Here is a 26,642-nt window from a genome sequence, read left to right as displayed (position 1 = left end):
TTTCGGCCTCGAAGCGCATGCGCCGCAGGCGCGAGTCTCGAGGCCGAAACGGCGAGACCAAGGGGGCCTCAACCCCGCGACGCCGCAGGCGGCGCCAAAAAACACAGCACCTTCACGAGCAAGCCCACCTCTCACCTTCCCGAGCAAGCCCACCTCTCACCTTCACGAGCAAGCCCACCTCTCACCTTCCCGAGCAAGCCCACCTCTCACCTTCCCGAACAAACCCCACCCCTCACCTCCCCCAGCAAGCCCACCCCTCACCTCCACGAACAAACCCACCCCTCACCTCCACGAACAAACCCACCCCTCACCCTCCCGAGCAAGCCCACCCCCACCACCACGCCCCCACGTCCCCACGTCCCCACAACGAGAGCTCACCCGCTCCCCCTGCACCCAGCCGTGACCCCCGCCCCCACTTCTGCCCCGCGGACCCGAGCAGACGCACTCGGCCGAAATCGCCGCCCCGGTTCGGATGACCGCGAACTCGGCACCTTTCGAGGGCGCGGCAGTGTGCCACATAGTCCGCGCCGACCCATTGTGATCTGCGACCTACTCCCCGGTAGCCCTATCCGAGTTCCGGCTTTGTTGGCAGACTGCCTACACTCGCCCCGAGACAGATAGTGTCGACCACGGGCGCGGAGCCCGCGTAGCGCGGATCCGAACCCACGGACCCGGAGCCCACCAAGCGATCCGATCCTCTTCGGAAGCCGGACAGCGGACCCCGATCCGCGGGAGCGGAGCCGAAGCGCGGCCCATCCCGCACAGCGAACACAGAGATTGCACACAGGAGGCTCAGTGCCCAGCCATGCCAGCGCGCGGATCACGAAGGTACTCGTAGCTAACCGAGGCGAGATTGCCGTGCGCGTTATCCGGGCGGCCAAGGACGCCGGCCTCGGCAGTGTCGCCGTTTACGCGGAACCCGATGCCGACGCACCCTTCGTCAAGCTCGCCGACGAAGCCTTCGCCCTCGGCGGGCAGACCTCTGCCGAGTCGTACCTGGTCTTCGACAAGATCCTGGATGCCGCCGCCAAATCCGGCGCCGATGCCATCCACCCGGGTTACGGCTTCCTCTCCGAGAACGCCGACTTCGCCCAGGCCGTCCTCGACGCCGGGCTGATCTGGATCGGCCCGTCGCCGCAGTCCATCCGCGACCTCGGTGACAAGGTCACCGCGCGGCATATCGCCGAACGGGCGAAGGCGCCGATGGCCGCGGGCACCAAGGACCCGGTGAAGAACGCCGACGAGGTCGTCGAGTTCGCGAAGAAGTACGGCGTGCCGGTCGCGATCAAGGCCGCCTTCGGTGGCGGTGGCCGCGGGATGAAGGTCGCGCACACCATCGAGGAGATCCCCGAACTGTTCGAGTCGGCGACCCGTGAAGCGGTCGCCGCCTTCGGTCGCGGTGAATGCTTCGTCGAGCAGTACCTGGACAAGGCGCGCCACGTCGAGGCCCAGGTGATCGCCGACCAGCACGGCAATGTGATCGTCGCCGGCACCCGCGACTGCTCGCTGCAGCGCCGCTTCCAGAAGCTGGTCGAGGAGGCTCCGGCCCCGTTCCTGACCGACGATCAGCGGGCCCGCATCCACGCCTCGGCCAAGGCCATCTGCAAGGAGGCCGGTTACTACGGCGCCGGCACGGTCGAATACCTGGTGCAGGGCGATACCGTCTCGTTCCTCGAGGTGAACACCCGTCTGCAGGTCGAGCACCCGGTCACCGAGGAGACCTCCGGTATCGACCTGGTCCGCCAGCAGTTCCGCATCGCCAACGGCGAGAAGCTGGAGATCACCGAGGACCCGACCCCGCGCGGCCACTCCTTCGAGTTCCGGATCAACGGCGAGGACGCGGGCCGTAACTTCCTGCCCGCCCCCGGCCCGGTCACCGTGTACTCCGAGCCGACCGGCCCGGGTGTGCGCGTCGACTCCGGCGTGGTGGCCGGCAGCGTGATCGGCGGCCAGTTCGACTCGATGCTGGCCAAGCTGATCGTCACCGGTGAGAACCGCACCCAGGCGCTGGAGCGGGCGCGGCGGGCGCTCGCCGAGTTCCAGGTGGAGGGTCTGGCCACGGTCATCCCGTTCCACCGGGCCATCGTCGAGGATCCGGCCTTCATCGGCGACGGCGAATCGTTCGACGTCTACACCAAGTGGATCGAGACCGAGTGGAAGAACACCGTCGAGCCGTTCACCGGCGGTGCCCCGGCCGACGAGGACGACGAGCCGCGGCAGAAGGTCGTGGTCGAGGTCGGCGGCCGCCGGGTCGAGGTGTCGCTGCCGGGCCAGTTCTCGATCGGTTCCGGCGCTCCGGCGGCGGCCGGTGCGGTCCGCAAGAAGCCGAAGCCGCGTACGCGGGGTGGCGCGGGCGGCGGCGCCGCCTCCGGTGACGCGGTCACCGCTCCCATGCAGGGCACCGTGGTCAAGGTCGCGGTCGAGGAAGGCCAGACCGTCGAGGCCGGCGATCTGATCGTGGTGCTCGAGGCCATGAAGATGGAGAACCCGGTCAACGCGCACAAGGCCGGTGTGGTCACCGGACTGAACGTGGCCGCCGGCGCGGCGATCACCCAGGGCACCGTTCTCGCCGAGATCAAGTAGCGCTCACGCGGCGGACCGCGACCGGTGTGCGACGGCATGCCGACCGGTGAGCCAACAGTGGATGCACACTGCTCCGGAGCGGGTGCGCGGCCGATTGCCGCCACCCGCTCCGGCGTATGGTGACCTGGTGAGCCCAGTACAACCGACGGTCGCGGAGGTGATCCGCGACCGTTTCGCATCCGAGAGCCGGGCCGACGGCCATCGGCTCGTACTCGTCGTCGAGGGTGGCGGCAGCCGCGGGGTGTACTCCAGCGGAATGGTGCACGCACTGGAACAGCTCGGGATGGCACGGGTCTTCGATGCCGTGTACGGCACCTCGGCGGGCGCGATCAACGCCGCGTGGTTGCTGTGTGGCCGGGCGGGGCGGGGTCTGCGGGCCTGGACCGACGCCGCGATCATGCGCCGGGCCATCGACCCGGCCCGGATGCTGCGCGGCCGGCCCGCCTTCGACCTGAACTATCTGGTGCACAAGGTGTACGACGGGCTGCATCCGATGGATTTCCCGGCCATTCTGGCGAACGAAACCACCTTTCACCCCATCGCCACCGATATCCACACCGGCGAACCGGTGGACCTGCATCCGTTCATCGTCGACAAGGTGACGCTGCAGACCGCGCTCCGGGCGTCCTCCGGGCTACCGCTGCTGGCCGGTCCCCCGGTGGAATTGGGCGGTCGCCGCTACTTCGACGGCGGCCTCTCGGAAACGGTCCCGGTACGCAGCGCGCTGCAGGCCGGAGCCACCCATGCGCTCATCCTGCGGACCCGGCGCGCCGACGAACGCCGTCCCCCGCCGCCCTGGCTGCACGACGTGGTCGGCGGCACCTATATGCGGTTCATCGCCCCCGGCGCCTACCGTGCCTGGAAGCTGCGGCCCGGTCAGCAGGCGCTGGAGGACGGCGTGATCACCGCGATGGGTGCGGCGGCCTGTCAGATCCATCCGCCGGCCGGATCGCCGGATATCAGCAGCGTCGAAACCGATCCCGGCGTTCTCGCGCGCGGTATGGAGATCGGCCGCCGCGTGGTCGCCGAACTCTTCGCCGAGTTCGCCTGTGTTCACGGCGCGTCCGGGAGCGCGGAGCCGGCGCCCTCGTAATCCCCGGCTCTCTGCTCCGCCGACCGATCCCTGCGCCGCTCCGGATCGTGTCGGGTCCCGGCCGCGCAGTCGGAGTGAACCCTTCCGGCCCGCCTGATCGGCCCGGGTTTCGGGCCGCCCTATGGCTCGGACCTGCGTCGATCCGAAACCGGCCTTCCGTCTCGTCGGCGCCCGTCTCGATTCAGTCGAAGCGGATGCCCTGGGCCAGGGGCAGCTCGGTGGAGTAGTTGATGGTGTTGGTGGCGCGCCGCATATAGGTCTTCCATGCGTCCGAGCCCGATTCGCGGCCGCCGCCGGTGTGCTTCTCGCCGCCGAACGCGCCGCCGATCTCCGCCCCGGAGGTGCCGATATTGACATTGGCGATCCCGCAGTCCGAACCGTCGGCGGCGAGGAAGCGTTCGGCTTCCCGCTGGTCGGTGGTGAAGATCGCCGAGGACAGGCCCTGCGGGACGCCGTTGTGCAGGGCCAGAGCGGTATCGAAATCGTCGTAGGTGAGGACGTAGAGGATCGGAGCGAAGGTCTCCTCGCGCACCACCTCGGTCTGGGCGGGCATCCGCACGATCGCCGGGTCGGCGTAGTAGGCCTCGGGACCCACGCCCGCGGGTTCGACCCGCTCGCCCCCGCACAGCACCTCGCCGCCGTCACCGCGAGCACGCGCGAGCGCGTCCCACATCCCGGCCCACGCGCCGGGCCCGTGCAGCGGACCCACCTGGGTACCCGGGTCCAGCGGATTACCCACCCGCAATTGCCCGTACGCGCGCACCAGGCGGTCCAGCAGTTCTTCGGCGACCGAGGAGTGCACGATGAGCCGGCGCAGACTCGTGCAGCGCTGTCCAGCGGTACCGACGGCCGCGAAAACGATGCCCCGGACGGCCAGGTCCAGATCGGCGGACGGACCGACCACGGCCGCATTGTTGCCGCCCAATTCCAGCAGGCAGCGGCCGAACCGCGCGGCCACCCGCGGCCCGACCGCGCGACCCATCGCCACCGAGCCCGTCGCGCTGACCAGTGCGACCCGCTCGTCGTCGGTCAGTTGTACGCCGGCGTCCGCGGGCCCCAGGATCAGCTGGTGGATCCGGCCGTCCGCCCCGGCGGTGGCGACCGCGCGCCGCAGCAGCGTATGGCAGGCCAGCGCGGTCAGCGGGGTGCGGTCCGAGGGCTTCCACACCACGGTGTCGCCACAGACCAGCGCGACGGCGGTGTTCCAGGCCCACACCGCGACCGGGAAGTTGAAGGCCGAGATCACCCCGACCACACCGAGCGGATGCCAGGTCTCCATGAGGCGGTGGCCCGGCCGCTCCGAGGCCATCGTGTACCCGTAGAGCTGGCGCGACAGCCCCACCGCGAACTCACAGATATCGATCATCTCCTGGACCTCGCCGCGCGCCTCGGCGGGGATCTTGCCCACTTCGAGCGTGACGAGTTCGGCGAGCTCGTCCTGGTGGCGGCGCAACAGTACGGCGAGTTCGCGCACCACCGCGGCCCGCTGCGGGGCCGGGACCAGCCGCCAGGAGACGAAGGCGGCGGCCGCTTCGGTGATCGCGGTGTCGATTCCGGCGGGGCTGTCGGGGCGCAGGCCGATCAGCACTCCGCCGTCGATCGGGCAGCGCACGGACATCTCGCCGGGCGCCGGGTCCGGGATCTGCAGGGCGCGCAGCAGCGCGCCGATCCGGTCGGCGTATCCACCGGTGACGGTCTGCTGTTCGGTCTCGGTCATCACGAACTCCTCGGGTTCGGCCGGACGAAATACGCTGTGCGAATAGGACGGCCGGAGAATGAACGTTCACAACACTGTTCCGGCGGTGTGTCCGCTACGTTAGCCTTCGCTGATGGCGGAAACACCGGCAAAACCAACCCTGGACGAGATCGATCGCCTGCTGATCCGGGAACTGATGGCCGATGGACGGGCGACCCTGTCCAATCTGGCCGAGAAGGCGAGTCTTTCGGTATCCGCCGTGCAGTCACGGGTGCGCAGGCTCGAGGCGCGCGGCGTGATCCGTGGCTACACCGCGAACGTCGATCCCGAAGCGCTGGGACAGCTGCTGTCGGCATTTGTGGCGATCACTCCTCTCGACCCTTCCCAGCCCGACGATGCCCCGGCGGCACTGCAGAACATGCCCGGAATCGAGGCCTGCCATTCGGTGGCGGGCGACGAGAGCTACATCCTGCTGGTCCGGGTGGCCTCGCCGCGGCATCTGGAACAGTTGCTGCAGCAGATCCGGGCGACGGCCAATGTCCGAACCCGGAGCACCATAATCCTGCAGACATTCTACGAAAAGTAGCCGATACCGTAACAACTCTTATTAGTTACGGACTTGTCAGTAAATCTTCCTGACAAGCCGGTTCCGGTCCCGTACCGTCGGAGTGTGACCATCGAACTGGAGCACTCCGGCACGGGCGATGGCAGGACAGATGGCCGCATCCCCGCCTCTCGCGTGTTCGAGACCCTGTCGGCCAGTATGCTCGCCGACGGTTTCGACCTGGTACTCGACCTGCGCGCCTCACGCGGCCGCCATCTGGTGGACGCCCGAGACGGCAGCGAGTACCTCGACATGTTCGGTTTCTTCGCCTCCAGCGCGCTCGGGATGAACCATCCCGCGCTGACCGAGGACGCCGGGTTCCGCGCCGAATTGACCACGGCCGCACTGAACAAGCCGAGCAACTCCGATATCTACACGGTCGAGATGGCGCGTTTCGTGGACACCTTCGTGCGGGTGCTCGGCGATCCGCGCCTACCGCACCTGTTCCTCATCGACGGTGGCGCCCTCGCGGTGGAGAACGCACTCAAAACCGCGTTCGACTGGAAGAGCCGGCACAACGAACTCCACGGACGCACACCGCGACCCGGATACGAGGGCGGGGTCCTTCATCTGACGGGTGCCTTCCACGGCCGCAGCGGATACACCCTGTCGCTGACCAACACCGACCCGGTCAAAACGGAACGCTTTCCGGCCTTCGACTGGCCGCGGATCGAAACCCCCTGGCTCGCGCCGGATATCGATATCGAGGCCGCCGAACGACGCGCGCTCGAGCAGGCCGCCCGCGCCTTCACCGAGCGCCCCCACGGCATCGCCTGCTTCATCGCCGAACCGATCCAGGGCGAAGGCGGCGACCGGCATATGCGCCCGGAGTTCCTGCGCGCGGTCCAGGAACTGTGCCACGCCAACGACGCGCTGTTCGTCCTGGACGAGGTGCAGACCGGTGTCGGCCTCACCGGAAGCACCTGGGCCTACCGGCAACTCGGGCTGGAACCGGACGTGGTGGCGTTCGGGAAGAAGACGCAGGTGTGCGGGATCATGGCCGGCGGCCGGGTGGACGAGATCGGCGACAATGTCTTCACGGTGCCCTCGCGCCTCAATTCCACCTGGGGTGGCAATCTCGCCGATATGGTGCGCGCCACCCGGATCCTCGAGGTCATCGAACGCGACGACCTGATCGCCCGGGCCGCCGAGCTGGGTGCGCTGCTGCTCGACCTGCTACGCGACCTCGCCGAACGCCACACCGCGGTCTCCGAGCCGCGCGGACGCGGCCTGATGTGCGCTGTCACGCTGTCCGACAACGCCTTCCGTGACGCCGTCCTCACCACTCTGCGGGAACGCGAACGGGTGCTCATGATCGGCTCCGGCGAACGCGGCATCCGCTTCCGGCCGCCGCTGACGGTGGAGCCCGACGAACTCATCGCGGCGGTGACCGCATTGGACCGCGTGCTCACCGACCTCTGCTGACAGCGCAACACTCACACCGTGTCGGGTCGCAGACCCAGCGCGCCCACGGCGAACCGGCGCACCGCCTCCGCCGCGGCGACCAGCGCCGCCTGCTGACCGGGCCGGGCCCAGCCCTCGACCGCCGCGGTCCCGTCCGGTCGCGGGGTCACCCCGATCTCGGCCACCAGCTCCGCGCTGACCGGGTCGCACACCGCCCAGGAGAAGTGGGATTCCGCCGCCCACTCGGCGCCGCGGCGGGCCACGTACTCCGGGTCGGTGATCCCGCCCGAGGCCAGCGCGGGCCGGTCGTCGATCCGGTCATCGGCCCGCAGCGCCCGCAGATACCATGCGCCCGCGTTGATCTCGATCGCCTCCATCCGGCCACCCTCGCACAACCCGGCGGGCCCGGCCGACGCCGGTTCGGCGTCGCGGGCATCACGGTCGCGGACGATACCGGTCGGCGACCTCACACTGGGCCGTAGCACCGACCGCGGATAGGGTCGAGGTACAGTCCGGCCCCGGGCAGTTCCCGGATCACCGCGAGCCCGGACCGCGGGCCGGGACAGGGAAGGATGCGTCATGACCGGGCAGCGATTGGGCTGCTACCGGCTCGAGCGATTGCTCGGCCAGGGTGGGATGGGCCAGGTGTGGCTCGCCCACGCCGAGCCCGCCGGTGGTCGTCCGGGCGGGCGCGTCGCGCTCAAGCTGCTCCCCGTCGAACTCGCCGCCGACCAGACCTACCGCAGCCGGTTCGAACGCGAGGCCGAACTCGCCGCCCGCCTGCACGACAGCCATATCGTGCCGATCCACGCCCACGGCGCGCTGGACGGCCGCCTGTTCATCGAGATGGAATACGTCGACGGCGACGATCTGGGCCGGGTGCTGCGCACCAACGGCCCGCTCACGCCGCAGCGCGCGGTCGATATCGTCGCCCAGACCGCGGCGGCGCTGGATGCCGCGCACCGGGCCGCCTTGGTGCACCGGGACGTGAAACCGTCCAATATCGTCGTCCGGCACGACGGTTTCGTGTACCTCATCGACTTCGGTATCGCCCACGGCGCCGGCAGCACCGCCCTCACCGCCTCCGGGCTGGCGGTCGGGACCTGGGCGTACATGGCTCCGGAACGGTTCACCGGGCATACCGACGCCCGCGCCGATATCTACTCCCTCGGCTGTGTCCTCTACGAATGCCTGGCCGGTACGCGCCCGTTCGGCGATACCGATCCGGCGCGGCAGATGCACGACCACCTCACGACCGCACCACCCAGTGTGCGTGCCCTGGTCCCGGGAATCCCCGTGGAACTGGACCGCGTGATCGCCCGGGCGCTGGCCAAGAACCCGGAAGACCGCTACCGCACCGCCGGCGAGTTCGCGCGGGCCGCGCAGAGCGCGCTGCCGGGGACGGCGGTCGCGCCGCGCCCCCATGTGGCCGAGCATCCCGGGACCCGCCACTACGAAGTGGGCGACCGGCCCGACGAGGCGGTCGCGGCCCATCCGGGGACCCGGGCCTACACGGAGCACCCCGCCGGCCCGGCGGCCGGGCCGTCCCCGTCGCACCCGGCCACCCGGGCCTACACCGAGCACACCCCCGGCGAGCCCGGCGCCCTACAACCCCCGGCGCATCCGGCCACCCGCGCCTATACCGGCCATGCTCCCGGCGACCCGGCGTCACCGGCGGCCCATCCGCCGACCCGGGCGTACACCCGGCTGGAGACCAGGTCGCGGCCCGGGCACGGGACCGGTCCGGCGCAGGCCGGCGGGCCGCCGTACACCCGGGGCGCCGCCGGCCCGGCGCTCGCGCCGAACCGTCCCGCACCCCACCCCCCGGGCCCGCGCGGCCGCCGCACCCGGGCGAAACCACCGCGGCGTCGCAAGAGCCGCATACGCCGGCTGCTGCTGTGGCTGACTGTGCTCGTGGTCGTGCCGCTGGTACTGATCGGCGGCTGTGTGGCCGCACTGGTCGGCGGGGCCGGGTCGATCCGGTTCTTCAGCGGCGGCGACACGCCCGGGGCCGGGGCCATCGCCGACGCCGGAGTCCCGGTCCGGGACGGCAACTTCGAATTCGCGGTGCGCAATGTCGAATCGGGAGTGAGCGCGGTCGGTATCGAACGCGCCGAAGGGACGTTCGTGGTGGTCAGCTTCACCGTGCGCAATATCGCGGACCAGCCGACAACCTACCTGCCGCTCGGGCAGGAACTCCACGATACGGCGGGCTCGAAGTTCGCCCCCGACGTCACCGCCACCGCGCAGCGCGCCGCCACCGCGGCCGCCCCGCGCACCCTGCAACCGGGTGAGTCACTGGGCACTCATCTGGTCTACGGGCTGCCCGCCGGGTCGGTGCCCGCGAGCATGACCTTCCGCGATTTCCCGCTCTCCTTCGGCACCACGGTCGCCCTGGACACCCGGTAGGCCGGGACGATCAGTTCAGCCGCAGCGTCCACGCGGTCCGGTGATGCAGCCGGACCCGGGTCCCGGGCGCCACGTCGAAACGCCAGAACGATTCCGGCGCGGCCGCCAGGGCCACGACCAGCGCGGCCCGGATCACCGCCGGATGCGTCACCGCGATCGTATGCGGTGCCCGGTCACCGGCCACCTCGCCGAGCCACGCGTGGACCCGGTCCAGCAGATCGAGCACGGACTCTCCGCCGTGGCCGCGGTAGCCGGGATCGGCGAGCCACCGGCCCACTTCTTCCGGCGGCAGCGATTCCGGTTCCGCACCACGCCAGGCGCCCGCATCGAGATCGCGTAATCTCGATAGTGGTGCGGCGTCCAAGCCCAGTAGCCGGGCAGTCTCTCCGGTCCGCCGCTCCGGGCCCGCGACTATCCGTGCACCTGCCGGTGGTTCGACCGCCCGGTCCGCCAGCGCCGCCCGTCCCGCCGGGGTGAGCGGTTCATCGGCCGGGAAACGCGCCGCCCGTGACGCCTCGGTGACACCGTGGGAGATCAGATCGAGTTTTCGAACACCAGGCACCGTCGAAGCATAGAAACGCCGGACTGTCACCGGTAGCCGGCTCGAAGTGCGGCTCCCGGTCCATCGTGCCCCGCTGCCAGCAGGAGGTGATCGAGGAATGACAGACATACTCATCCGCGCCGTGCCCGGTGCGGTCATCGACGAGATCGACCGGCAAGCCAATGGCCTGGGTATATCCCGTACCGAATTCCTCCGCCGCCGACTCAGCCGGGAGTTCCGGCGGGTGGGCGGAGTGACCACCGAGGACCTGATCCGGCTGGCCGGACTCGCCGGCGAGAACCGGACCCCCGACCTGCTCTCTCCCGACCTCGCCGAAACGGAATTCACCGGCCCGGGCATCACCGGCCCCGAAATGGTCGACGGAGCCCCCGCCTGACCGGTCGGCGACCCGGCCGGCTCGGGTCGGCCGGGTCGCGTCCGTCCCCGTGTCGGTGCTCCGGTGCACACTGGTTTCCGTGACCGAGTTCTCCGCCGCCACCCAGCAGTGGTTCGACGGTGCGTTCCCCGCGCCGACGGCCGCCCAGCTGGGCGCGTGGCAGGCGATCGCGGCCGGTGAGCACACCCTGGTGATCGCGCCGACAGGGTCCGGTAAGACCCTGTCGGCGTTCCTGTGGGCCATCGACCGGCTGGCCGCGGGCGATCCGCCGGATTCGGGTACCTCGGTGCTCTACATCTCCCCGCTCAAGGCCCTGGCTGTGGACGTGGAGCGCAATCTGCGCGCGCCGCTGGTCGGAGTGCGCCAGACGGCCCGGCGCCTCGGCCTGCCGGCCCCGGAGATCAGCGTCGGCGTCCGATCCGGGGACACCACCGCGCAGGAGCGCCGCCGACTACAGCGCACACCGCCCGATATCCTCATCACCACCCCCGAGTCGCTGTTCCTCATGCTCACCTCGGCGGCCCGCGAGACCCTCCGCGGCGTGCGCACGGTCATCGTGGACGAGGTACACGCCATCGCCGGTTCAAAACGGGGGTCGCATCTGGCGCTGTCGCTGGCCCGGTTGGATGCCCTGACCGAACGCCCCGCGCAGCGGATCGGCCTGTCCGCGACCGTGCGGCCACCGGAGGAGGTGGGCCGCTTCCTGGTGGGATCGGCGCCGATCACCATCGTCTCGCCGCCTGCCCCGAAGACCTTCGATCTCTCCGTACGGGTCCCGGTCCCGGATATGACCGAGCCGGGCGATTCGGATCAGCCCGGCTCGCTCTGGCCGCATGTGGACGAGGCGATCGTCGAACTCGTACTCGAGCATCGGTCCTCGATCGTGTTCGCCAATTCGCGCCGGCTCGCCGAACGGCTGACCGCCCGGTTGAACGAGGCCTACGCCGGCCGGCTGGGCGAATCCGTCGACACCGCCCACGCCCCGCCCGCCCAGCTCGGTCCCTCCACCGAGGTCAATCACGGCGCCGAACCGCTGCTGGCCCGAGCGCACCACGGTTCGGTGAGCAAGGAACAGCGGGCCCTCATCGAGGACGACCTCAAGAGCGGCCGGTTGCGCTGTGTAGTGGCCACCAGCAGTCTCGAACTCGGTATCGATATGGGCGCCGTGGACCTGGTGGTCCAGGTCGAGGCGCCGCCCTCGGTGGCGAGCGGGCTGCAGCGCATCGGCCGGGCGGGCCACCAGGTGGGCGAGATATCGCGCGGCGTGCTCTTCCCCAAGCACCGTACCGATGTGGTGCACTGCGCGGTCGCCGCGCAGCGGATGCTGGCCGGGCAGATCGAGGCGCTGAAGATCCCCGCGCATCCCCTGGACATCCTCGCCCAGCAGACGGTCGCGGCCTGCGCCCTGGAACCGCTGGACGTCGACGCCTGGTTCGACACCGTGCGCGGCACCGGTAGCTATGCCGCACTCCCCCGCTCCTCCTACGAGGCCGTCCTGGACCTGCTGGCCGGTCGCTACCCCTCCGACGAGTTCGCCGAACTCCGCCCCCGCCTGGTCTGGGACCGCGACGCCGGGACCCTCACCGGCCGCCCCGGCGCCCAGCGGCTGGCAGTGACCTCGGGCGGCGCGATCCCCGATCGCGGCATGTTCGCGGTGTACATGGTCGGGGAGAAGGCTTCGCGGGTGGGCGAACTCGACGAGGAGATGGTCTACGAGTCACGGGTCGGCGATGTCTTCGCCCTCGGCGCCACCAGCTGGCGGATCGAGGACATCACCTACGACCGCGTCCTGGTGACCCCCGCCTTCGGCCGGCCCGGCCGCCTGCCGTTCTGGCACGGCGATTCGCTCGGCCGCCCGGCCGAACTGGGCGCCGCGCTGGGCGAATTCGTCCGCCGCGCCGGTGCGCAGACCTCCCCGGAAACCCTCACCGAGCAGACCACCGCCGCCGGGTTGGACGAGAACGCCACCGCGAACCTGCGTGCGCTGCTGGAGGATCAGCGCAACGCGACCGGCCGACTGCCCACCGACCGCACCATGGTGGTCGAACGTTTCCGCGACGAACTCGGCGACTGGCGGCTGGTCCTGCACTCGCCCTACGGGATGCCGGTGCACGCGGCCTGGGCGCTGGCCGTGGGCGCCCGCCTACGCGAGCGCTTCGGCGTCGACGCCGCCCCGAACGCCTCCGACGACGGCATCGTGGTGCGGCTGCCCGATACCACCGACGAACCACCGGGCGCGGAACTGTTCGTCTTCGAACCCGACGAGATCGACGACCTGGTCACCGAACAGGTCGGCGGATCGGCCCTGTTCGCGTCCCGTTTCCGGGAGTGCGCGGCCCGGGCGCTGCTGCTGCCGCGCCGCGATCCCGGGCGGCGCGCGCCGCTGTGGCAGCAACGGCAGCGATCGGCCCAATTACTCGATGTGGCACGGAAATTCCCGGACTTCCCGATCCTGCTCGAGACGGTCCGCGAATGCCTGCGCGATGTGTACGATCTGCCCGCGCTCCGGGAACTGCTCACCGCGGTGGCGCGCCGCCAGGTGCGGCTGGTCGAGGTGGAGACGGCCACCCCGTCCCCGTTCGCCAACGCCCTGCTGTTCGACTACATCGGCCAGTTCATGTACGACGGCGACAGTCCGCTGGCCGAACGGCGCGCCGCGGCCCTGTCCCTGGACTCCACCCTGCTCGCCGAACTGCTCGGCCGGGTGGAGTTGCGGGAACTGCTGGACAGCGCGGTCATCGCACAGGTCGAACTGGAGTTGCAGCGCCGCACGCCGGAACGGCACGCGCGGGATACGGAGGGCCTGGCCGATCTCCTGCGGTTGCTCGGCCCGCTGACCCCCGCCGAAGCGCGGGAGCGCTGCCGCGAGGACCCCGCGGACTGGTTCGCCGAACTCGTCCGCGCCCGGCGCGCGCTCGAGGTCTCCTACGCGGGACAGACGTGGTGGGCCGCCATCGAGGACGCGTCGCGTCTGCGCGATGCGCTCGGGGTGCCCCTGCCGATCGGCACCCCGGCCGCCTTCATCGAGCCGGTACCCGATCCGCTCGGTGATCTGGTGGCCCGCTACGCCCGCACCCACGGGCCGTTCGGCACCGAGTCGGTCGCGCACCGGTTCGGCCTGGGCACCGCGGTCGCGGCGGCGGCGCTGCACCGGCTCGCCCTGGAGAAGCGCGTGGTGGAGGGGGAGTTCACTCCCGGGACCGGTGGCTCGGAGTGGTGCGACGCCCAGGTACTGCGGCGGCTGCGCCGACGCAGCCTCGCCGCCGCCCGGCACGAGGTCGAACCGGTGTCCACCGGCACCTTCGGCCGGTTCCTACCCGATTGGCAGCACATCGGGACCGGTGAGCTGCGCGGCATCGACGGTGTGGCGACGGTGGTCGAGCAGCTCGCCGGTGTCCCGGTGCCGGCGTCGGCATGGGAATCACTGGTGTTCCCGGCCCGCATCCGCGATTACACCCCCGCCTTCCTCGACGAACTCATGGCCACCGGTGAGGTGCGCTGGTCCGGCCACGGCGCCATCAACGCCAAGGACGGCTGGATCGCCCTGCATCCGGCCGATCAGGCCCCGCTCACTCTCCCGCCGGCCGACGAACCGGAGTTCACCGAGACCCATCTGACACTGCTCACCGCGCTCGGCGCCGGGCCCGCGCTCACCGCGCCGGCCGCGCAGCGGGCCGAGGTCGGTGCCGCGGCCTCGGTGCCACACAGTGGCGGTGCGTACTTCTTCCGCCAGCTCTCGGATGCGACAGGCCTGCTGGACGACGTCGCCGTCGCGGCCGCCCTGTGGGACCTCGTGTGGGCGGGCCTCGTCTCCGGCGATACGTTCGCCCCGGTGCGCGCTAGGCTCTCCGGCACCACCCGGACCCCGACCGCGCATCGCACTCCGCGGCGCGCACCCCGCGGCCGCACCTACCTGCCCCGGCCGGCCATGCCGAGCCGGTCGGGTCCGCCGACCGTGTCGGGACGCTGGTCGCTGCTACCCGAACGCGCGACCGACAACACCGTCCGCGCGCACGCCACTGCCGACCTGCTGCTGGAACGCTACGGCGTGCTCACCAAGGGTTCGGTACAGAGCGAGGGCGTGCCCGGCGGTTTCGCACTGGTGTACCGCGTGCTCAGCGAATTCGAGGACCGCGGCCGCTGCCGTCGCGGATACTTCGTCGATTCCCTGGGCGGCGCACAGTTCTCCACCACCGACGTAGTGGACCGCCTGCGCTCGTTCGACGGCGACCGGCGGCCCGCCGGGGCCGCGCTGGCCTTGGCGGCCTGCGATCCGGCCAACCCCTACGGCGCCGCCCTGCCCTGGCCCAAGACCGAAGGCGGGGCCGGACACCGGCCGGGCCGTAAGGCGGGCGCGCTGGTCGTACTGGTCGACGGCGAGCTGGTCCTCTATCTGGAACGCGGTGGAAAGACACTGCTCACCTGCACCGAGGATCCCGCGGCCCGGCAGGCGGCAGCGGGCGCGCTGGCCGATCTCGTCCGGACCGGCCGAGCCGACTCGCTGGTCATCGACCGGGTCGACGGCGAATCGGTCCACGGCAATACCTTCGCCGAGTTCCTCACCGAGGCCGGTTTCGCCGCTACCCCGCAGGGCCTGCGCCTTCGACGTGCGGTCGGCCGCCCGTGATCGGCGACCGTCGAGCACCGACTGTGAAATGTATGGCCGGCCGTCCACGGAGCGGCGACCATCGAGCACCGAGACCGGGATGTGCCACCGGCCCTCCCCAGAGCGGCGACCATCGAGCACCGGGAGTGGTGTGATGCTCGGTACGGCCTGCGCCGGGCGGGTCCATGAAGACCGCTCCGGTCCCGCGCCGCCGATGGATACTGGCACTCATGCCCGAGGGTGATGCCGTTTTCCGCGCCGCGAGGCGGCTGCGCGCCGCACTCGACGGCGAGACGCTGACCCGCAGCGATTTCCGCGTGCCCCGCTACGCGACCGTCGATCTGCGCGGCCAGGTCGTGGAGAGCGTGGGCAGCTACGGCAAGCATCTGTTCATCCGCACCGAGACGGTCAGTGTGCACACCCATCTGAAGATGGAGGGCAGCTGGCGGGTCTTCCACTGTGGGCAGCGCTGGACCAAACCGCGGGTCGCGGCGCGCGTTGTGCTCGGCACCGCGGAGGTCGAGGCCGTGGGATTCGATCTCGGCCTGGTGGAGGTGCTGCGCCGCCGGGACGAGCACACCGCCATCGATCATCTGGGGCCGGATCTGCTCGGTCCCGGCTGGGATCCCGCCGCGGCATTGGACCGGCTCACCCGCGCGCCCGAGGTCCCGATCGGTGTCGCCCTGCTCGATCAGCGCAATCTGGCCGGGATCGGCAATATCTACCGCAGCGAGATCTGCTACCTGCGCCGGGTCCATCCGGCCCGCCCGGTAGGTGAGGTGGAGGATCTGCCGGCGTTGGTGAACGAGGCGCAGCGCGTGATGCACCGGGCCGCGCACGGGCCGCCGTGGCGACCACTGGTATACGGGCTGGCCCACCGGCCCTGCCGACGGTGCGGGACCCCGCTGCGGGTCGACATGCTGGGCGAGAAGATGCCCCGTGGAGACCGGGTGAGCTACCGGGAACGCGGGATCTACTACTGCCCCAAATGCCAGGTCCCGCCCGTCTGAGCACGTACCCTGGCCCGTATCGGCCGTCCCCCGCGCTGTGACGGCCGCCATGACCGCAGTAATGATCGGCCGCTTTCCGACGACACACGGGTACCGCACCGGAAGCAGGTCCCATGAACACCCGAACCGTCCGACTGGCCGCCGTCACCGGCAAGCTGCTCTCCGCGGTGCTGGCCGTCGTGGCCACCGCGGTGTTCTGCTACTTCCTGCTGCATCCCACCGCGACCCCGCAGGCACCGGCCCCCGTACCGCTCGGTCCCGCGGCCACCACGGCGCCGGGCCACCACCCGGCCGCCCACTGAGCGGCGGACGGTGGCGTAGGACGGTTCAGCCCTCGGTGGGCACCGGCTCCAGGATTTCCGGCCGGGGTTCGGGCGCGGCGATCCGCAGCGCGTCGGCGGAGGCGTCGTCCGGCTGGGTCTGCGACCTGACCTCGGCGTCCACCCGGGCCAGATAAGTTCGGACCTCACGGTCGGTCTCCGCGTCGCTCCAGCCGAGCACCGGGGCGACGAGCCCGGCGACCTCTTCGGCGCATTCGGCGCCGCGGTGCGGGTACTCGATGGAGATCCGGGTGCGCCGGGCGAGCACATCGTCGAGGTGCAGCGCACCTTCGGCGGCCACGGCGTACACCGCCTCCACCCGCAGGTAGGAGGGTGCCGCCGCGATCGGCTGCAACAGGTCGGGGCGGTCGGCGGCCAGGGCCATGACCTCGTCGACGAGCGACCCGTAGCGGTCCAGCAGATGTTTCATCCGGTACGGGTGCACGCCGTAGTCCTCCGCCAGCTGCACGGTCTGGTTGACCAGCGCGAAGTAACCGTCGGCACCGAGCAGCGGTACTTTCTCGGTGATCGAGGGCGAGACCCGGGCGGGGATGTCCTGGGCGGCCTCGTCCACCGCGTCGTAGGCCATCACCCGGTAGGTCGTGTACTTGCCGCCGGCGATGGCGACCAGCCCCGGCGCGATCCGCGCGACGGCATGCTCCCGCGACAGTTTCGAGGTCTCGTCGCTCTCCCCGGCCAGTAGCGGCCGCAGGCCGGCGTACACACCGTCGATATCGGCGTGCGTCAGCGGGGTGACCAGCACCTCGTTCACCCGTTCCAGCAGATAGTCGATATCGGCCTTGGTGGCGGCCGGATGGGCCAGGTCGAGATTCCAGTCGGTATCGGTGGTGCCGATGATCCAGTGCGCGCCCCACGGGATCACGAACAGCACCGAGGTGGCGGTGCGCAGGATGATCGCGGCGTCGCTGACGATCCGATCGCGCGGGACCACGATATGCACCCCCTTGGAGGCCCGCACATGGAACCGGCCGCGCTGCTGCGACAGTGCCTGCACCTCGTCGGTCCACACCCCGGCCGCGTTGATCACCACATGGCCGCGCACCTCGCCGGTGGTGCCGTCCTCACTGTCGCGCACCTGTACGCCGACCACCCGGTCGGCTTCCCGCAGGAACCCCACGACCTGGGTGGAGGTGCGCAGCACCGCCCCGTAGTGGGCGGCGGTCCGGGCGACGGTCATGGTGTGCCGGGCGTCGTCCACCACCGTGTCGTAGTAGCTGATCCCGCCGATCATCGAGTTGCGCCGCAGGCCGGGAGCCAGCCGCAGCGCGCCGTGGCGCGACAGATGACGCTGCCCCGGAACGGATTTCGCCCCGCCCATGGTGTCGTAGAGGAACAGTCCCGCCGCGACGTAGGGCCGCTCCCACGCCCGCCGGGTGAGCGGGTAGAGGAACCGCAGAGGTTTCACCAGGTGCGGCGCCAGGTGCGACATGGACAGTTCACGTTCCTTCAACGCCTCCCGCACCAAGCCGAATTCGAGCTGCTCGAGATACCGCAGGCCACCGTGGAACATCTTGGACGAGCGACTGGAGGTCCCCGAGGCCAGATCCCGCGCCTCCACCAGCGCCACCTTCAAGCCGCGGGTCGCGGCGTCGAGCGCGATACCGGCTCCGACGACACCGCCGCCCACCACGATCACATCGAAGTGGTCCTCGTTCAATCGTTCCCAGGCGGAACGACGCTGGTCGGGCCCGAGAAATTGCGATCCCGGCTGTAACATCACCGTCCCCCCTCCGGAGCAGGGGCATGCGGCCGGCGGAGGCCGAAGCGTGGACGGAGGTATCGCATCATCGGTTTCGACTCCTCGAGTACGCGATCGACTGGGGTCGGCGGTGGGTTTGCGCGTTCGATGTCCAAGCCTACGGGGCAACCCCCGGCAAACGTCGGCAGGGAGACACCCGTCACCGAACGCCCGGATTGCGCTAGCCTCCTGCCATGCGCTATGTGGCCGCCATCGACCAGGGCACGACCTCGAGCAGATGCATACTGTTCGACCGGCAGGGAAAGATCGCGGGGGTCGCCCAGCGCGAGCACGACCAGATCTTCCCGAAGCCGGGCTGGGTCGAGCACGATCCGGAAACCCTGTGGCGTAATACCGAATTCGTGCTCGGCGCGGTACTGGACGAGGCCGGGATCACCGCGGGCGATATCACGGCGGTGGGGGTCACCAACCAGCGCGAGACCACCGTCGTCTGGGAGCGCGACACCGGGCGGCCCGTACACAACGCGATCGTCTGGCAGGACACGCGTACCGATCGGTTGTGTACCGAACTCGCCGGGTCCTCGGGCGCGGCGCGCTACGCCGAACGCACCGGCCTGCCGCTGTCGACCTATTTCTCCGGTCCCAAGGTGCGCTGGATCCTGGACACCGTGCCGGGCGCGCGCGAGCGGGCCGAGGCGGGCGAACTGTGCTTCGGCACCGTGGACAGCTGGCTGCTGTGGAAGCTGACCGGCCGGCACCTCACCGATGTCACCAACGCCTCCCGCACCCTGCTGATGGATCTGCGCACGCTGACCTGGGACGAGCAGATCTGCGCGGAGATCGGGGTACCGCCGGCCGTGCTGCCGGAGATCCGGAGTTCCTCGGAGGTCTACGCGGAGATCGGCGCGGGCCCGCTGGCCGGGGTGCCGGTCGCGGGCATCCTCGGCGACCAGCAGGCCGCGATGTTCGGGCAGGCGTGCCTGGCACCGGGCGAGGTCAAGAACACCTACGGCACCGGCAACTTCATGCTCCTGAACACCGGAACCACACCGGTGTTCAGCGAGCACGGACTGCTGACCACGGTGTGCTACCAGCTCGGTGACCAGCCCCCGGTGTACGCGTTGGAGGGCTCGATCGCCGTCACCGGTGCCCTGGTGCAGTGGTTCCGCGACAATCTCGGGATCATCTCCGCGGCGCCGGAGATCGAAGACCTCGCACGCACCGTGGAAGACAACGGTGGCGCCTATATCGTCCCGGCGTTCTCCGGGCTGTTCGCCCCCCGCTGGCGGCCCGATGCCCGCGGGGTGATCGCCGGGCTCACCCGCTTCGTCACCAAGGCCCATCTCGCCCGCGCGATCCTGGAATCGACCGCCTTCCAGACCCGCGAGGTGATGGACGCCATGCGCGCGGACGCCGAATCCCGTGCACTGGATCTGGAGGCAACGGCCCTCAAAGTGGACGGGGGGATGGTCGCCAACGATCTGCTCATGCAGTTCCAGGCCGATATCCTGGATCTACCGGTCGTCCGGCCGCTGGTCAACGAGACCACGGCGCTCGGCGCCGCCTACGCGGCGGGGCTGGCGGTCGGATACTGGTCGGGTACCGATGACATCCGGGCCAACTGGGCCGCCGACAAGACCTGGAACCCGAGTATGTCCGCCGCCGACCGCGACGCCCGTCTGGCCGACTGGAACAAGGCGGTCGAACGCACCTACAACTGGGCGGAATGAACCGGTGCCCGGTCGCCCGCGGCCCGGGCCAGCCGTGACATCGCCTCGGTGAGTACCTCCGGCGCGGCGGTGGTGAAGCACATCCGCATGGCGGACGGATAGGGGTTGCTCACCGCGAACGCCCCACCCGGGACGAAGGCGACACCCGCCTCGAGTGCCCGGGGCAGCAATTCGCCGGTGTCGGTGCCGTCGGTGAACTCGGCCCAGACGAACATGCCCCCGGACGCCTCGGTACAGCGCAACCGGCCGCCGAAATGGTCGCGGGCCGCGTCGACCAGGGCGGTGGCTCGGGTGGCGTACACCGCGCGGACCGTGTCGATATGGCCGGTGAGCCAGGCGCTGTCGGCGAGCAGTTCGGCGGCGATCTGCTGGGTGAGCGCCGAACCGCACAGGTCGGCGCCCTGCTTCAACAGTTCGACAGCTCGGCACACCCGTTGCGGGGCCACCATCCAGCCCACCCGCAAGGTGGGCGCGATGATCTTCGACGCCGAGGACAGGCGGATGACCGATGTCGAATACGAGGCCACCGGCGCGGGCGCGGGCCGGTCGAACCACAGTTCGCCATAGGGATCGTCCTCGATCACCCAGAACCCGTGCGCCTCGGCCAGCGCGGCGAGCGCCTGCCTGCGGCGGGGACTCATGGTCACGCCGCCGGGGTTGTGGAAATTGCTCACCGTGTGCACCAGTGCCGGACGCTCCCCGGCGGCGAGCAACTCCGCGAGCCGGTCGACCCGCAGGCCCTCGCCGTCCAGGGGCACCGCCACGATCCGCGCACCCGCCGCCCGGAACACCTGGAGTGCGCCGACATAGGCCGGGTCCTCCACCACCACCAGCGCGCCCGGGTCGAGGAGCACCTCCGCGAGCAGGGACAGCGCCTGCTGCGAACCGTGGGTCACGAAGATCTCGGCGATATCGACCCGGCGCCCGAGCCGGTCCGATTCCCGGCCGGCCAGGACATCGCGCAGCGGGCCCCACCCCGGGGACTCCGTGTACTGCAGCGCGGCACTGGTCCGCAGCGCCGACTCCGCGGCGGCGGCCATGCGCGCGCCGGGCATGAGTCCGGCATCGGGCAGACCGCCGGCCAGGCTGACGATATTCGGATCGGCGGTGAGTTTCAGCAGGTCACGAATGGCAGAGCTGGTGAGGCCGGCCAGCTTGCCGGCCAGCGGCGGTTCGTAATGCGACATGGGGGCCTCCGGAAATTACCTGCTGATAAACAGATCATCCCATGAATTACCACCATATGGCATTGTGATTTCACATATTGGGATCAGCGACGATCCGCGATCACCCAGAGCACGGTTTTCCCGTCCCGCTCCACCGTGGTCACCGTCTGCTTGTACACCGTCCTCTTACCGTCCGGTTGCAGCTCGGTCAGGTCGACATCGAAGGAGGCCGGCGCCCGCTCGGTGATCCGCACACAATGCTCGGTACCCGCCGGGATATGCGTATCGATCGCCGACTGGATCGTCTCGGCGGAGGAAATGGCAGGCGAATCCGCCGCCACGAATGCACGAGCCCCCACCCCGCTGCGCTCCACGTAGAACTGGTGCTGGAAACCGAGAATGGCGCCCGGGCCGCTGGTCGTATCCCCGACCCCGTCGCCGACGATCACCTCGCCCTCCTCACTGGCCGGACAGCTCAGCGCGCCGGAATCGGCGACCGGCGGCCGCGCCGGGGCATCGTCACCCCCGCTCACCACGACGATCGCCACTCCCACCGCGACCAACGCCACCAGCACCGCGACCACAGTCACGAGCCGGCCGGCCGGGATACCGCGGCGCGGTTTCGCGGCCAGCGCCCCGGCCACCGACTGCGGAGTGAGCTTCTGCGCGATCGGGTCGCTGTCCCAGGACAAACCACCCGGCCGGGGCCGCGCCGAGCCCGCGGCATCGGACCCGGCGTGCTGTTCCGGTCCACCGGATCCCGGCCAGCGCAGGTCCGGACCGGTCTGACGGACCGTGGTCTGCTCCTGCTCCGGGACACGGTCGGGGGTCGGCGAGATACGGTGCGCGGGGTCCGACGGGATCTGGTGCCGGACTGTGGGGGCGTTCGAATCGGGCGCGGGCCGCGTCACCGGCCGGGACTCGGTGGGCACCGGTCGCTGCACCGGGGTCGAGCTGTCCGGCGGCCGGTACTGCGGTGGCGGCGGCGGAACAACCGGCGGCTCGGCCGCGCCGGCACCGGGGGCCGGGCGCCAGGTCAAGCCGGAATCCTCCGGACGTGTATTCGGTTTCCAGCCCGGCATCGGTAGCTCACCCGTCGGCGGCCCGAACTCCGACACCGGGGGACCGAAATCCCCGGTAGGAGGTCCGAAATCCGCCCGTTCGGGTTCGCGCTCTCTACCTTCGCCCTCGCCGGTCACAGCCCATCCCTTCCGAGACACGCGGGTGGGGCGGCCGTGCACGACCGCCCCACCCGGCAAGATTTCACTCGCGTCAGTACTGGAGTGAACCACCCCACTGGGTATTCACGCCACCGAGGTTGAGCGCCTGCTCCGGGTAGTTGCCCGGCGGCAGCAGCGGCGGCGGCGGCGGAATCTTGGCCGCGGCGTCCAGGGCGGCGGCGCCGCCCGGCTGCTGCGCGATCCAGTGCTCCACAGCAGCCTTCGCCGTGTTCACCGGAGTGGTGTCGATCACGTGGTCGAGCCGGTTGTCCGGCAGTCCGTTGCCACCGGTGAACGTCGAGACGTTGATGGTGTTCTCGTCGACGAATTCCACCGAGATACCGGCTTCGCCCGTACCCGTCGGAGTGCGGAAGCCGGCGGTGCCGACATAACCGGATTGGTTGGAGAAGTGGTGGGTGTTGGCGAAGTGCCCGGGAGCCAGCGAACCGCCGTCGAGGGCGGCACCGATCTCCATATGCGGACCCTGCATCTCGACGACCGGCGCGACCGGCGCCTCGTCCAGACGCGGCGCCTGCCACTGCGGGCTCTGCGGTTCGACCGGGGTGTCGGTCTGCGGAGCACTCGGCCCCGCCTTCTCCCCGTCGGTCTCCGGTGCCCCGGCGGGCGCGTCACCCGGCTGGGCGGGCGACTGCGGCTGCTGACCCTGCGGTGTATTCGGCGAGATGGCCGGCTGCGCCGGAGCGGGCTGCCCCGGGACGGGCAACGGCGCCACCCGTGGCGTGGTGACACCGGGCTGGGTGGGGCCTGTACCGCCCTGATCGTCCTGGCCCTGCTCCGGAGTGGTGACACCGGGCTGGCTCGGACTCGGAGTCGGGCCGCTCTCCGGCGTTTCCTGGTCGTTCTGCACACCGGGCTGGCTCGGAGTGGTCTCCGGCCCGTTTTGCTGCTCATTGGTGCCCGGCTGCGAAGGCGCGGGCGCCGGTGTGGTCGGCGTGGCCGGCTGATCGCCCGGAACGGCCCCCGCCGGCGACGCGAAAATGGCCATGGCCGCTGCGGTCACAAGAGGCAGCGAAGTGCTCGCCACCGCCCGGCCCGCCCGGTTCGGCTTACGATGTTTCACTTTTCGCCCAATCCCTTTCCCGGATGCGGCGCCACCTGCGGTCCGCTCCCAGTTCCGTCTCATCCGAGACACGAACTCCAGCGGTTCACCCGAACTGGGCTGTTCGCTGTCCGAGTCCGAAAGGACAAACCCCCCGGCACCAAACTCCACGACCACCCGTCGATCGCATCTCTGCCTCGGAAGTGAACCACACTCGAGCATTTCCGGCAATGTGACGAAAGCTCACCACGGGCAGGAATACCCACGGGCGAAACACAAGTGAAAAGCAGTGACGTGACCTGTGGCTCCGGCCGATTCCGGCGATCGATTTACGGCACGGCCGCAATTCCCGGACGGTCGTCTTTCACGACCGGCCGCGCCCGGACACGGCCCAATCAATTTTCAGCCCAGGTCGTCGTGGCGCATGAGCTGGCGGGCGGCCTCCATGACCGAACCGGTGAGCGAGGGATACACGGAAAAGGTCTGCGCCAGATCGTTGACCGTCAGATTGTTCTGGACCGCCAGCGCGATCGGCAGGATCAGCTCCGAGGCGATCGGGGCGACCACCACACCGCCGATGACCACACCTGTGGCCGGGCGGCAGAAGATCTTCACGAAACCGCGGCGCAGACCCGACATCTTCGCTCGCGGGTTGGTGTTGAGCGGCAGCATCACCGTGCGCGCCGGAGTCTCCCCGTTGTCGATGGCGGTCTGACTCACTCCCACCGTCGCGATCTCCGGCCGGGTGAACACCGCCGAGGCCACCGTTTTGAGCCGGATCGGGCTGACCCCCTCGCCCAACGCGTGATACATGGCGATCCGTCCCTGCATGGCGGCCACCGACGCCAGCGGCAGCAGACCGGTGCAGTCACCCGCGGCGTAGACACCGGGCACCGCGGTCCGCGAGACCCGGTCCACCCGCAGGTATCCGCCGCGATCGAGTTCGATACCGGCCTGTTCCAGCCCCAGCCCCTCGGTGTTCGGCGTGGACCCCACGGTCATCAGCGCGTGCGTTCCCGACACCGTGCGGCCGTCGGCCAGGGTGACCAGCACCGAATCACCCGTACGCTCCACCTTGTCGGCCCGGGCGTGCTTCACCAGTTCCACGCCGCGTTCGGCGAAGGCATCCTCCAGCACCAGCGCGGCATCCGCATCCTCACCCGGCAGCACCCGGTCCCGGCTGGACACCAGGATCACCCGCACACCCATTTCCGTATACGCGGAGACGAATTCGGCGCCGGTCACACCGGAACCCACCACGACCAGCGTCTCCGGCAGCTCTGTCAAGTCGTAGAGCTGGCGCCAGTTCAGGATCCGCTCCCCGTCCGGCTCCGCGCCGGGCAGCACCCGCGGCGACGCGCCGGTGGCGATCAGCACCACTTCCGCCTCGACGGTCTCCTCCGGCCCGTCCGGGAACGACACCGCCACCCGATGGGTCGCCCGGCCCGAGCCCGGGCCCGCCAGCCGCCCCCGCCCCGGCAGGACCCGCACTCCCGCCGCCTGCAACTTGGACCGGATATCCGACGACTGGGCCAGCGCCAGCGCCTTCACCCGCTCGTTGACCTCCGGCAACCGCACCTCGGTCTGACTCTGGTCCAGCGCGACCCCCAGGTTCCGGGCGCGCCGCAGATCGGTCCGCACCCCGGTGGACGCGATGAAGGTCTTCGACGGCACACAATCCCACAGCACGCACGCCCCGCCGATTCCGTCGGAATCGATGAGCACGACCTGCGCCCCGTGCTGGGCCGCGACCAGCGCCGCTTCATAACCTGCCGGTCCGCCACCGATGATCGCAATGCGGGTCATACATTCCCCTTGTCCTAATCACCCGCGCGCGGCGCGCGGCAGCTTCGCGGCCTTCACTCGCCGGGGACCAGCCTAATAGGTCCTGCTGAGCCCACCCCGTCGGCATTCCGCGCGGCGGCGCGGCGACGCCGGACGTAGCCCCGGCACGCGCCCCGCTCCCGCTCCCGGCCTGGTCGCACCGGCCGTGGCCGTCCCGAAGGACATCCCGGAACACGATTTACGACGCCCCGTACCGCGGAGAGCGAGCACACAACTAAGCTGCCGGTGTGCCGATCTACGCTGCCTACGGGTCCAATATGGATTCGACCCAGATGCTCGAGCGCTGTCCGCACTCCCCCATGTCCGGGACGGGCTGGCTGGAGGGCTGGCGCCTCACCTTCAGCGGGGACGACATCGGCTGGGAAGGCCCGCTCGCCACCGTGGTGGAAGAACCGGGCTCCCGGGTCTTCGTCGTGCTCTACGACGTCTCCCCCGAGGACGAGCAGCGGCTCGACCGTTGGGAGGGCTCCGATTTCGGAATCCACCGCAAGATCCGGCTCCGCGTGACCCCCAGCCCCGGCAGCGGCACCGACCCGATCCTCGCCTGGCTGTACGTCCTCGACGCCTACGAAGGCGGGCTCCCCTCGGCGCGTTACATCGGCGTGATGGCCGACGCCGCAGAGAAAGCGGGCGCGCCGGAGGAGTACGTACACGCCCTCCGCACCCGAAACAGCCGAAACGTGGGCCCGGGAAACAACTTCAGCTGAGCTGTGTTCATTTGCGGCGCCTCCGGCGGTACGCCACCCACTACGGCCGGCCGGTAGTACCGTCGTTCCCGGGGCGTTCGCAGAATGCAGATTGCTCCGCGGGAGGACGAGACATGTGGGTGCCGTTACTCGCGATGGTTGTGTACATACTGGTAACCGCTTTTCCCGTCTTGGCACTGGGGTCGTATCTGGCCGAACAGGTAGAGGGGTGGTTGGGCTACCTGCTGGCCTCGCTGATCCTCGAGTTCTGGCTCGCCGGGATCGTCGGCGCGGTCCTGCTGCCCGGGCAGCGGGAAGACCGCAACGAGAAGCGTAAGCAGGCCGAGCAGGATGAGCAGGAGCGTGAATTACTGGATCGAATCCAGCGCGAACGCGATGAAAACCCGCATAATGTCGCGGTGCGGAGGAGGTGGGAGGAGATGCATCCAGGGCAGAAGTTTCCCTGGTAGAGCACTGACCGGGCGAACACCCACCGCCTCTTCGTACCACGATTCGCCCCGCGCGCCGAGAACGCCGGCGCTCCACGAACCG

At 70.1% G+C, this 26,642-nt stretch carries 20 protein-coding genes; 12 read left to right on the top strand and 8 right to left on the bottom strand.

Translation table 11 applies throughout. The annotated features are described in order from the left end of the window. Positions 1–795 precede the first annotated feature (795 nt). Positions 796–2,583, top strand: a complete 1,788-nt coding sequence (locus tag ABZV91_RS13270) for an acetyl/propionyl/methylcrotonyl-CoA carboxylase subunit alpha (RefSeq protein WP_355239973.1) — start codon at positions 796–798, stop codon at positions 2,581–2,583. A gap of 127 nt (positions 2,584–2,710) precedes the next feature. Further along, positions 2,711–3,676, top strand: a complete 966-nt coding sequence (locus ABZV91_RS13265; RefSeq protein WP_355239970.1) for a patatin family protein — start codon at positions 2,711–2,713, stop codon at positions 3,674–3,676. A 181-nt stretch (positions 3,677–3,857) separates the two neighbouring features. Here ABZV91_RS13265 and ABZV91_RS13260 read toward each other — a convergent pair whose 3' ends face one another. Next, positions 3,858–5,393: an aldehyde dehydrogenase family protein gene (locus ABZV91_RS13260; RefSeq protein WP_355239967.1), complete on the bottom strand. Its 1,536-nt coding sequence runs from the start codon at positions 5,391–5,393 to the stop codon at positions 3,858–3,860. A 112-nt stretch (positions 5,394–5,505) separates the two neighbouring features. Here ABZV91_RS13260 and ABZV91_RS13255 point away from each other — a divergent pair, with 112 nt between their 5' ends. Both ABZV91_RS13255 and lat read left to right on the top strand, forming a co-directional pair. Then, positions 5,506–5,958: an Lrp/AsnC family transcriptional regulator gene (locus ABZV91_RS13255; RefSeq protein WP_030522498.1), complete on the top strand. Its 453-nt coding sequence runs from the start codon at positions 5,506–5,508 to the stop codon at positions 5,956–5,958. An 84-nt stretch (positions 5,959–6,042) separates the two neighbouring features. Further along, positions 6,043–7,401 carry an L-lysine 6-transaminase gene (gene lat / locus ABZV91_RS13250; RefSeq protein ID WP_355239964.1) on the top strand — a complete coding sequence of 453 codons (1,359 nt, stop codon included), beginning with the start codon at positions 6,043–6,045 and terminating at the stop codon, positions 7,399–7,401. An 11-nt stretch (positions 7,402–7,412) separates the two neighbouring features. Here the strand turns inward: lat and ABZV91_RS13245 are convergent, their stop codons facing one another. Beyond that, the gene (locus tag ABZV91_RS13245; protein WP_355239981.1) at positions 7,413–7,757 is read right to left on the bottom strand and encodes a hypothetical protein; all 345 of its coding nucleotides are present in this window, start codon (positions 7,755–7,757) and stop codon (positions 7,413–7,415) included. A gap of 202 nt (positions 7,758–7,959) precedes the next feature. Between ABZV91_RS13245 and ABZV91_RS13240 the strand changes: the two genes are divergently transcribed. Beyond that, on the top strand, positions 7,960–9,789 hold the full coding sequence (locus ABZV91_RS13240; RefSeq protein ID WP_355239961.1) for a protein kinase: 1,830 nt from the start codon (positions 7,960–7,962) through the stop codon (positions 9,787–9,789). A gap of 10 nt (positions 9,790–9,799) precedes the next feature. Here ABZV91_RS13240 and ABZV91_RS13235 read toward each other — a convergent pair whose 3' ends face one another. Further along, positions 9,800–10,351 carry a histidine phosphatase family protein gene (locus ABZV91_RS13235; protein WP_355239958.1) on the bottom strand — a complete coding sequence of 184 codons (552 nt, stop codon included), beginning with the start codon at positions 10,349–10,351 and terminating at the stop codon, positions 9,800–9,802. A 97-nt stretch (positions 10,352–10,448) separates the two neighbouring features. Between ABZV91_RS13235 and ABZV91_RS13230 the strand changes: the two genes are divergently transcribed. The 4 genes from ABZV91_RS13230 to ABZV91_RS13215 all read left to right on the top strand — a co-directional run bounded on the left by ABZV91_RS13230 (position 10,449) and on the right by ABZV91_RS13215 (position 16,645). Beyond that, positions 10,449–10,727: an antitoxin gene (locus ABZV91_RS13230; protein ID WP_355239956.1), complete on the top strand. Its 279-nt coding sequence runs from the start codon at positions 10,449–10,451 to the stop codon at positions 10,725–10,727. A 79-nt stretch (positions 10,728–10,806) separates the two neighbouring features. After that, positions 10,807–15,354: an ATP-dependent helicase gene (locus ABZV91_RS13225; protein ID WP_355239953.1), complete on the top strand. Its 4,548-nt coding sequence runs from the start codon at positions 10,807–10,809 to the stop codon at positions 15,352–15,354. Between the two features lie 209 nt (positions 15,355–15,563). Beyond that, positions 15,564–16,343: a DNA-formamidopyrimidine glycosylase family protein gene (locus ABZV91_RS13220; RefSeq protein ID WP_355239950.1), complete on the top strand. Its 780-nt coding sequence runs from the start codon at positions 15,564–15,566 to the stop codon at positions 16,341–16,343. A 113-nt stretch (positions 16,344–16,456) separates the two neighbouring features. Continuing rightward, the gene (locus ABZV91_RS13215) at positions 16,457–16,645 is read left to right on the top strand and encodes a hypothetical protein (RefSeq protein WP_355239947.1); all 189 of its coding nucleotides are present in this window, start codon (positions 16,457–16,459) and stop codon (positions 16,643–16,645) included. A gap of 25 nt (positions 16,646–16,670) precedes the next feature. Here ABZV91_RS13215 and glpD read toward each other — a convergent pair whose 3' ends face one another. Then, positions 16,671–18,404: a glycerol-3-phosphate dehydrogenase gene (glpD, locus tag ABZV91_RS13210; RefSeq protein WP_355239944.1), complete on the bottom strand. Its 1,734-nt coding sequence runs from the start codon at positions 18,402–18,404 to the stop codon at positions 16,671–16,673. A gap of 212 nt (positions 18,405–18,616) precedes the next feature. Here glpD and glpK point away from each other — a divergent pair, with 212 nt between their 5' ends. Further along, entirely contained in the window at positions 18,617–20,113 is a 1,497-nt protein-coding gene (gene glpK, locus ABZV91_RS13205; RefSeq protein ID WP_355239941.1) for a glycerol kinase GlpK, read from the top strand. Here glpK and ABZV91_RS13200 read toward each other — a convergent pair. The 4 genes from ABZV91_RS13200 to ABZV91_RS13185 all read right to left on the bottom strand — a co-directional run bounded on the left by ABZV91_RS13200 (position 20,095) and on the right by ABZV91_RS13185 (position 25,365). Then, positions 20,095–21,300, bottom strand: a complete 1,206-nt coding sequence (locus ABZV91_RS13200; RefSeq protein WP_355239938.1) for a PLP-dependent aminotransferase family protein — start codon at positions 21,298–21,300, stop codon at positions 20,095–20,097. The two genes, glpK and ABZV91_RS13200, sit on opposite strands and share 19 nt — an antisense overlap. Positions 21,301–21,383: 83 nt before the next feature. Continuing rightward, positions 21,384–22,319, bottom strand: a complete 936-nt coding sequence (locus tag ABZV91_RS13195) for a hypothetical protein (RefSeq protein WP_355239935.1) — start codon at positions 22,317–22,319, stop codon at positions 21,384–21,386. Positions 22,320–22,551: 232 nt separating this feature from the next. Beyond that, positions 22,552–23,520 carry a hypothetical protein gene (locus ABZV91_RS13190; protein WP_355239932.1) on the bottom strand — a complete coding sequence of 323 codons (969 nt, stop codon included), beginning with the start codon at positions 23,518–23,520 and terminating at the stop codon, positions 22,552–22,554. 441 nt (positions 23,521–23,961) lie between these two features. Continuing rightward, positions 23,962–25,365, bottom strand: a complete 1,404-nt coding sequence (locus ABZV91_RS13185) for an NAD(P)H-quinone dehydrogenase (protein ID WP_355239929.1) — start codon at positions 25,363–25,365, stop codon at positions 23,962–23,964. A gap of 266 nt (positions 25,366–25,631) precedes the next feature. Here ABZV91_RS13185 and ABZV91_RS13180 point away from each other — a divergent pair, with 266 nt between their 5' ends. Both ABZV91_RS13180 and ABZV91_RS13175 read left to right on the top strand, forming a co-directional pair. Continuing rightward, positions 25,632–26,111, top strand: coding sequence for a gamma-glutamylcyclotransferase (locus ABZV91_RS13180; protein WP_039822672.1), 480 nt, complete (start codon positions 25,632–25,634; stop codon positions 26,109–26,111). 134 nt (positions 26,112–26,245) lie between these two features. Next, the gene (locus ABZV91_RS13175) at positions 26,246–26,560 is read left to right on the top strand and encodes a hypothetical protein (protein ID WP_355239926.1); all 315 of its coding nucleotides are present in this window, start codon (positions 26,246–26,248) and stop codon (positions 26,558–26,560) included. Positions 26,561–26,642 lie beyond the last annotated feature (82 nt).

This window comes from Nocardia sp. NPDC004568 (assembly GCF_040609955.1).
Classification (GTDB): Bacteria; Actinomycetota; Actinomycetes; order Mycobacteriales; family Mycobacteriaceae; genus Nocardia.
The sequence above is the reverse complement of the archived record's forward strand: the minus strand, read 5'-3'. Positions and strand labels throughout refer to the sequence as shown.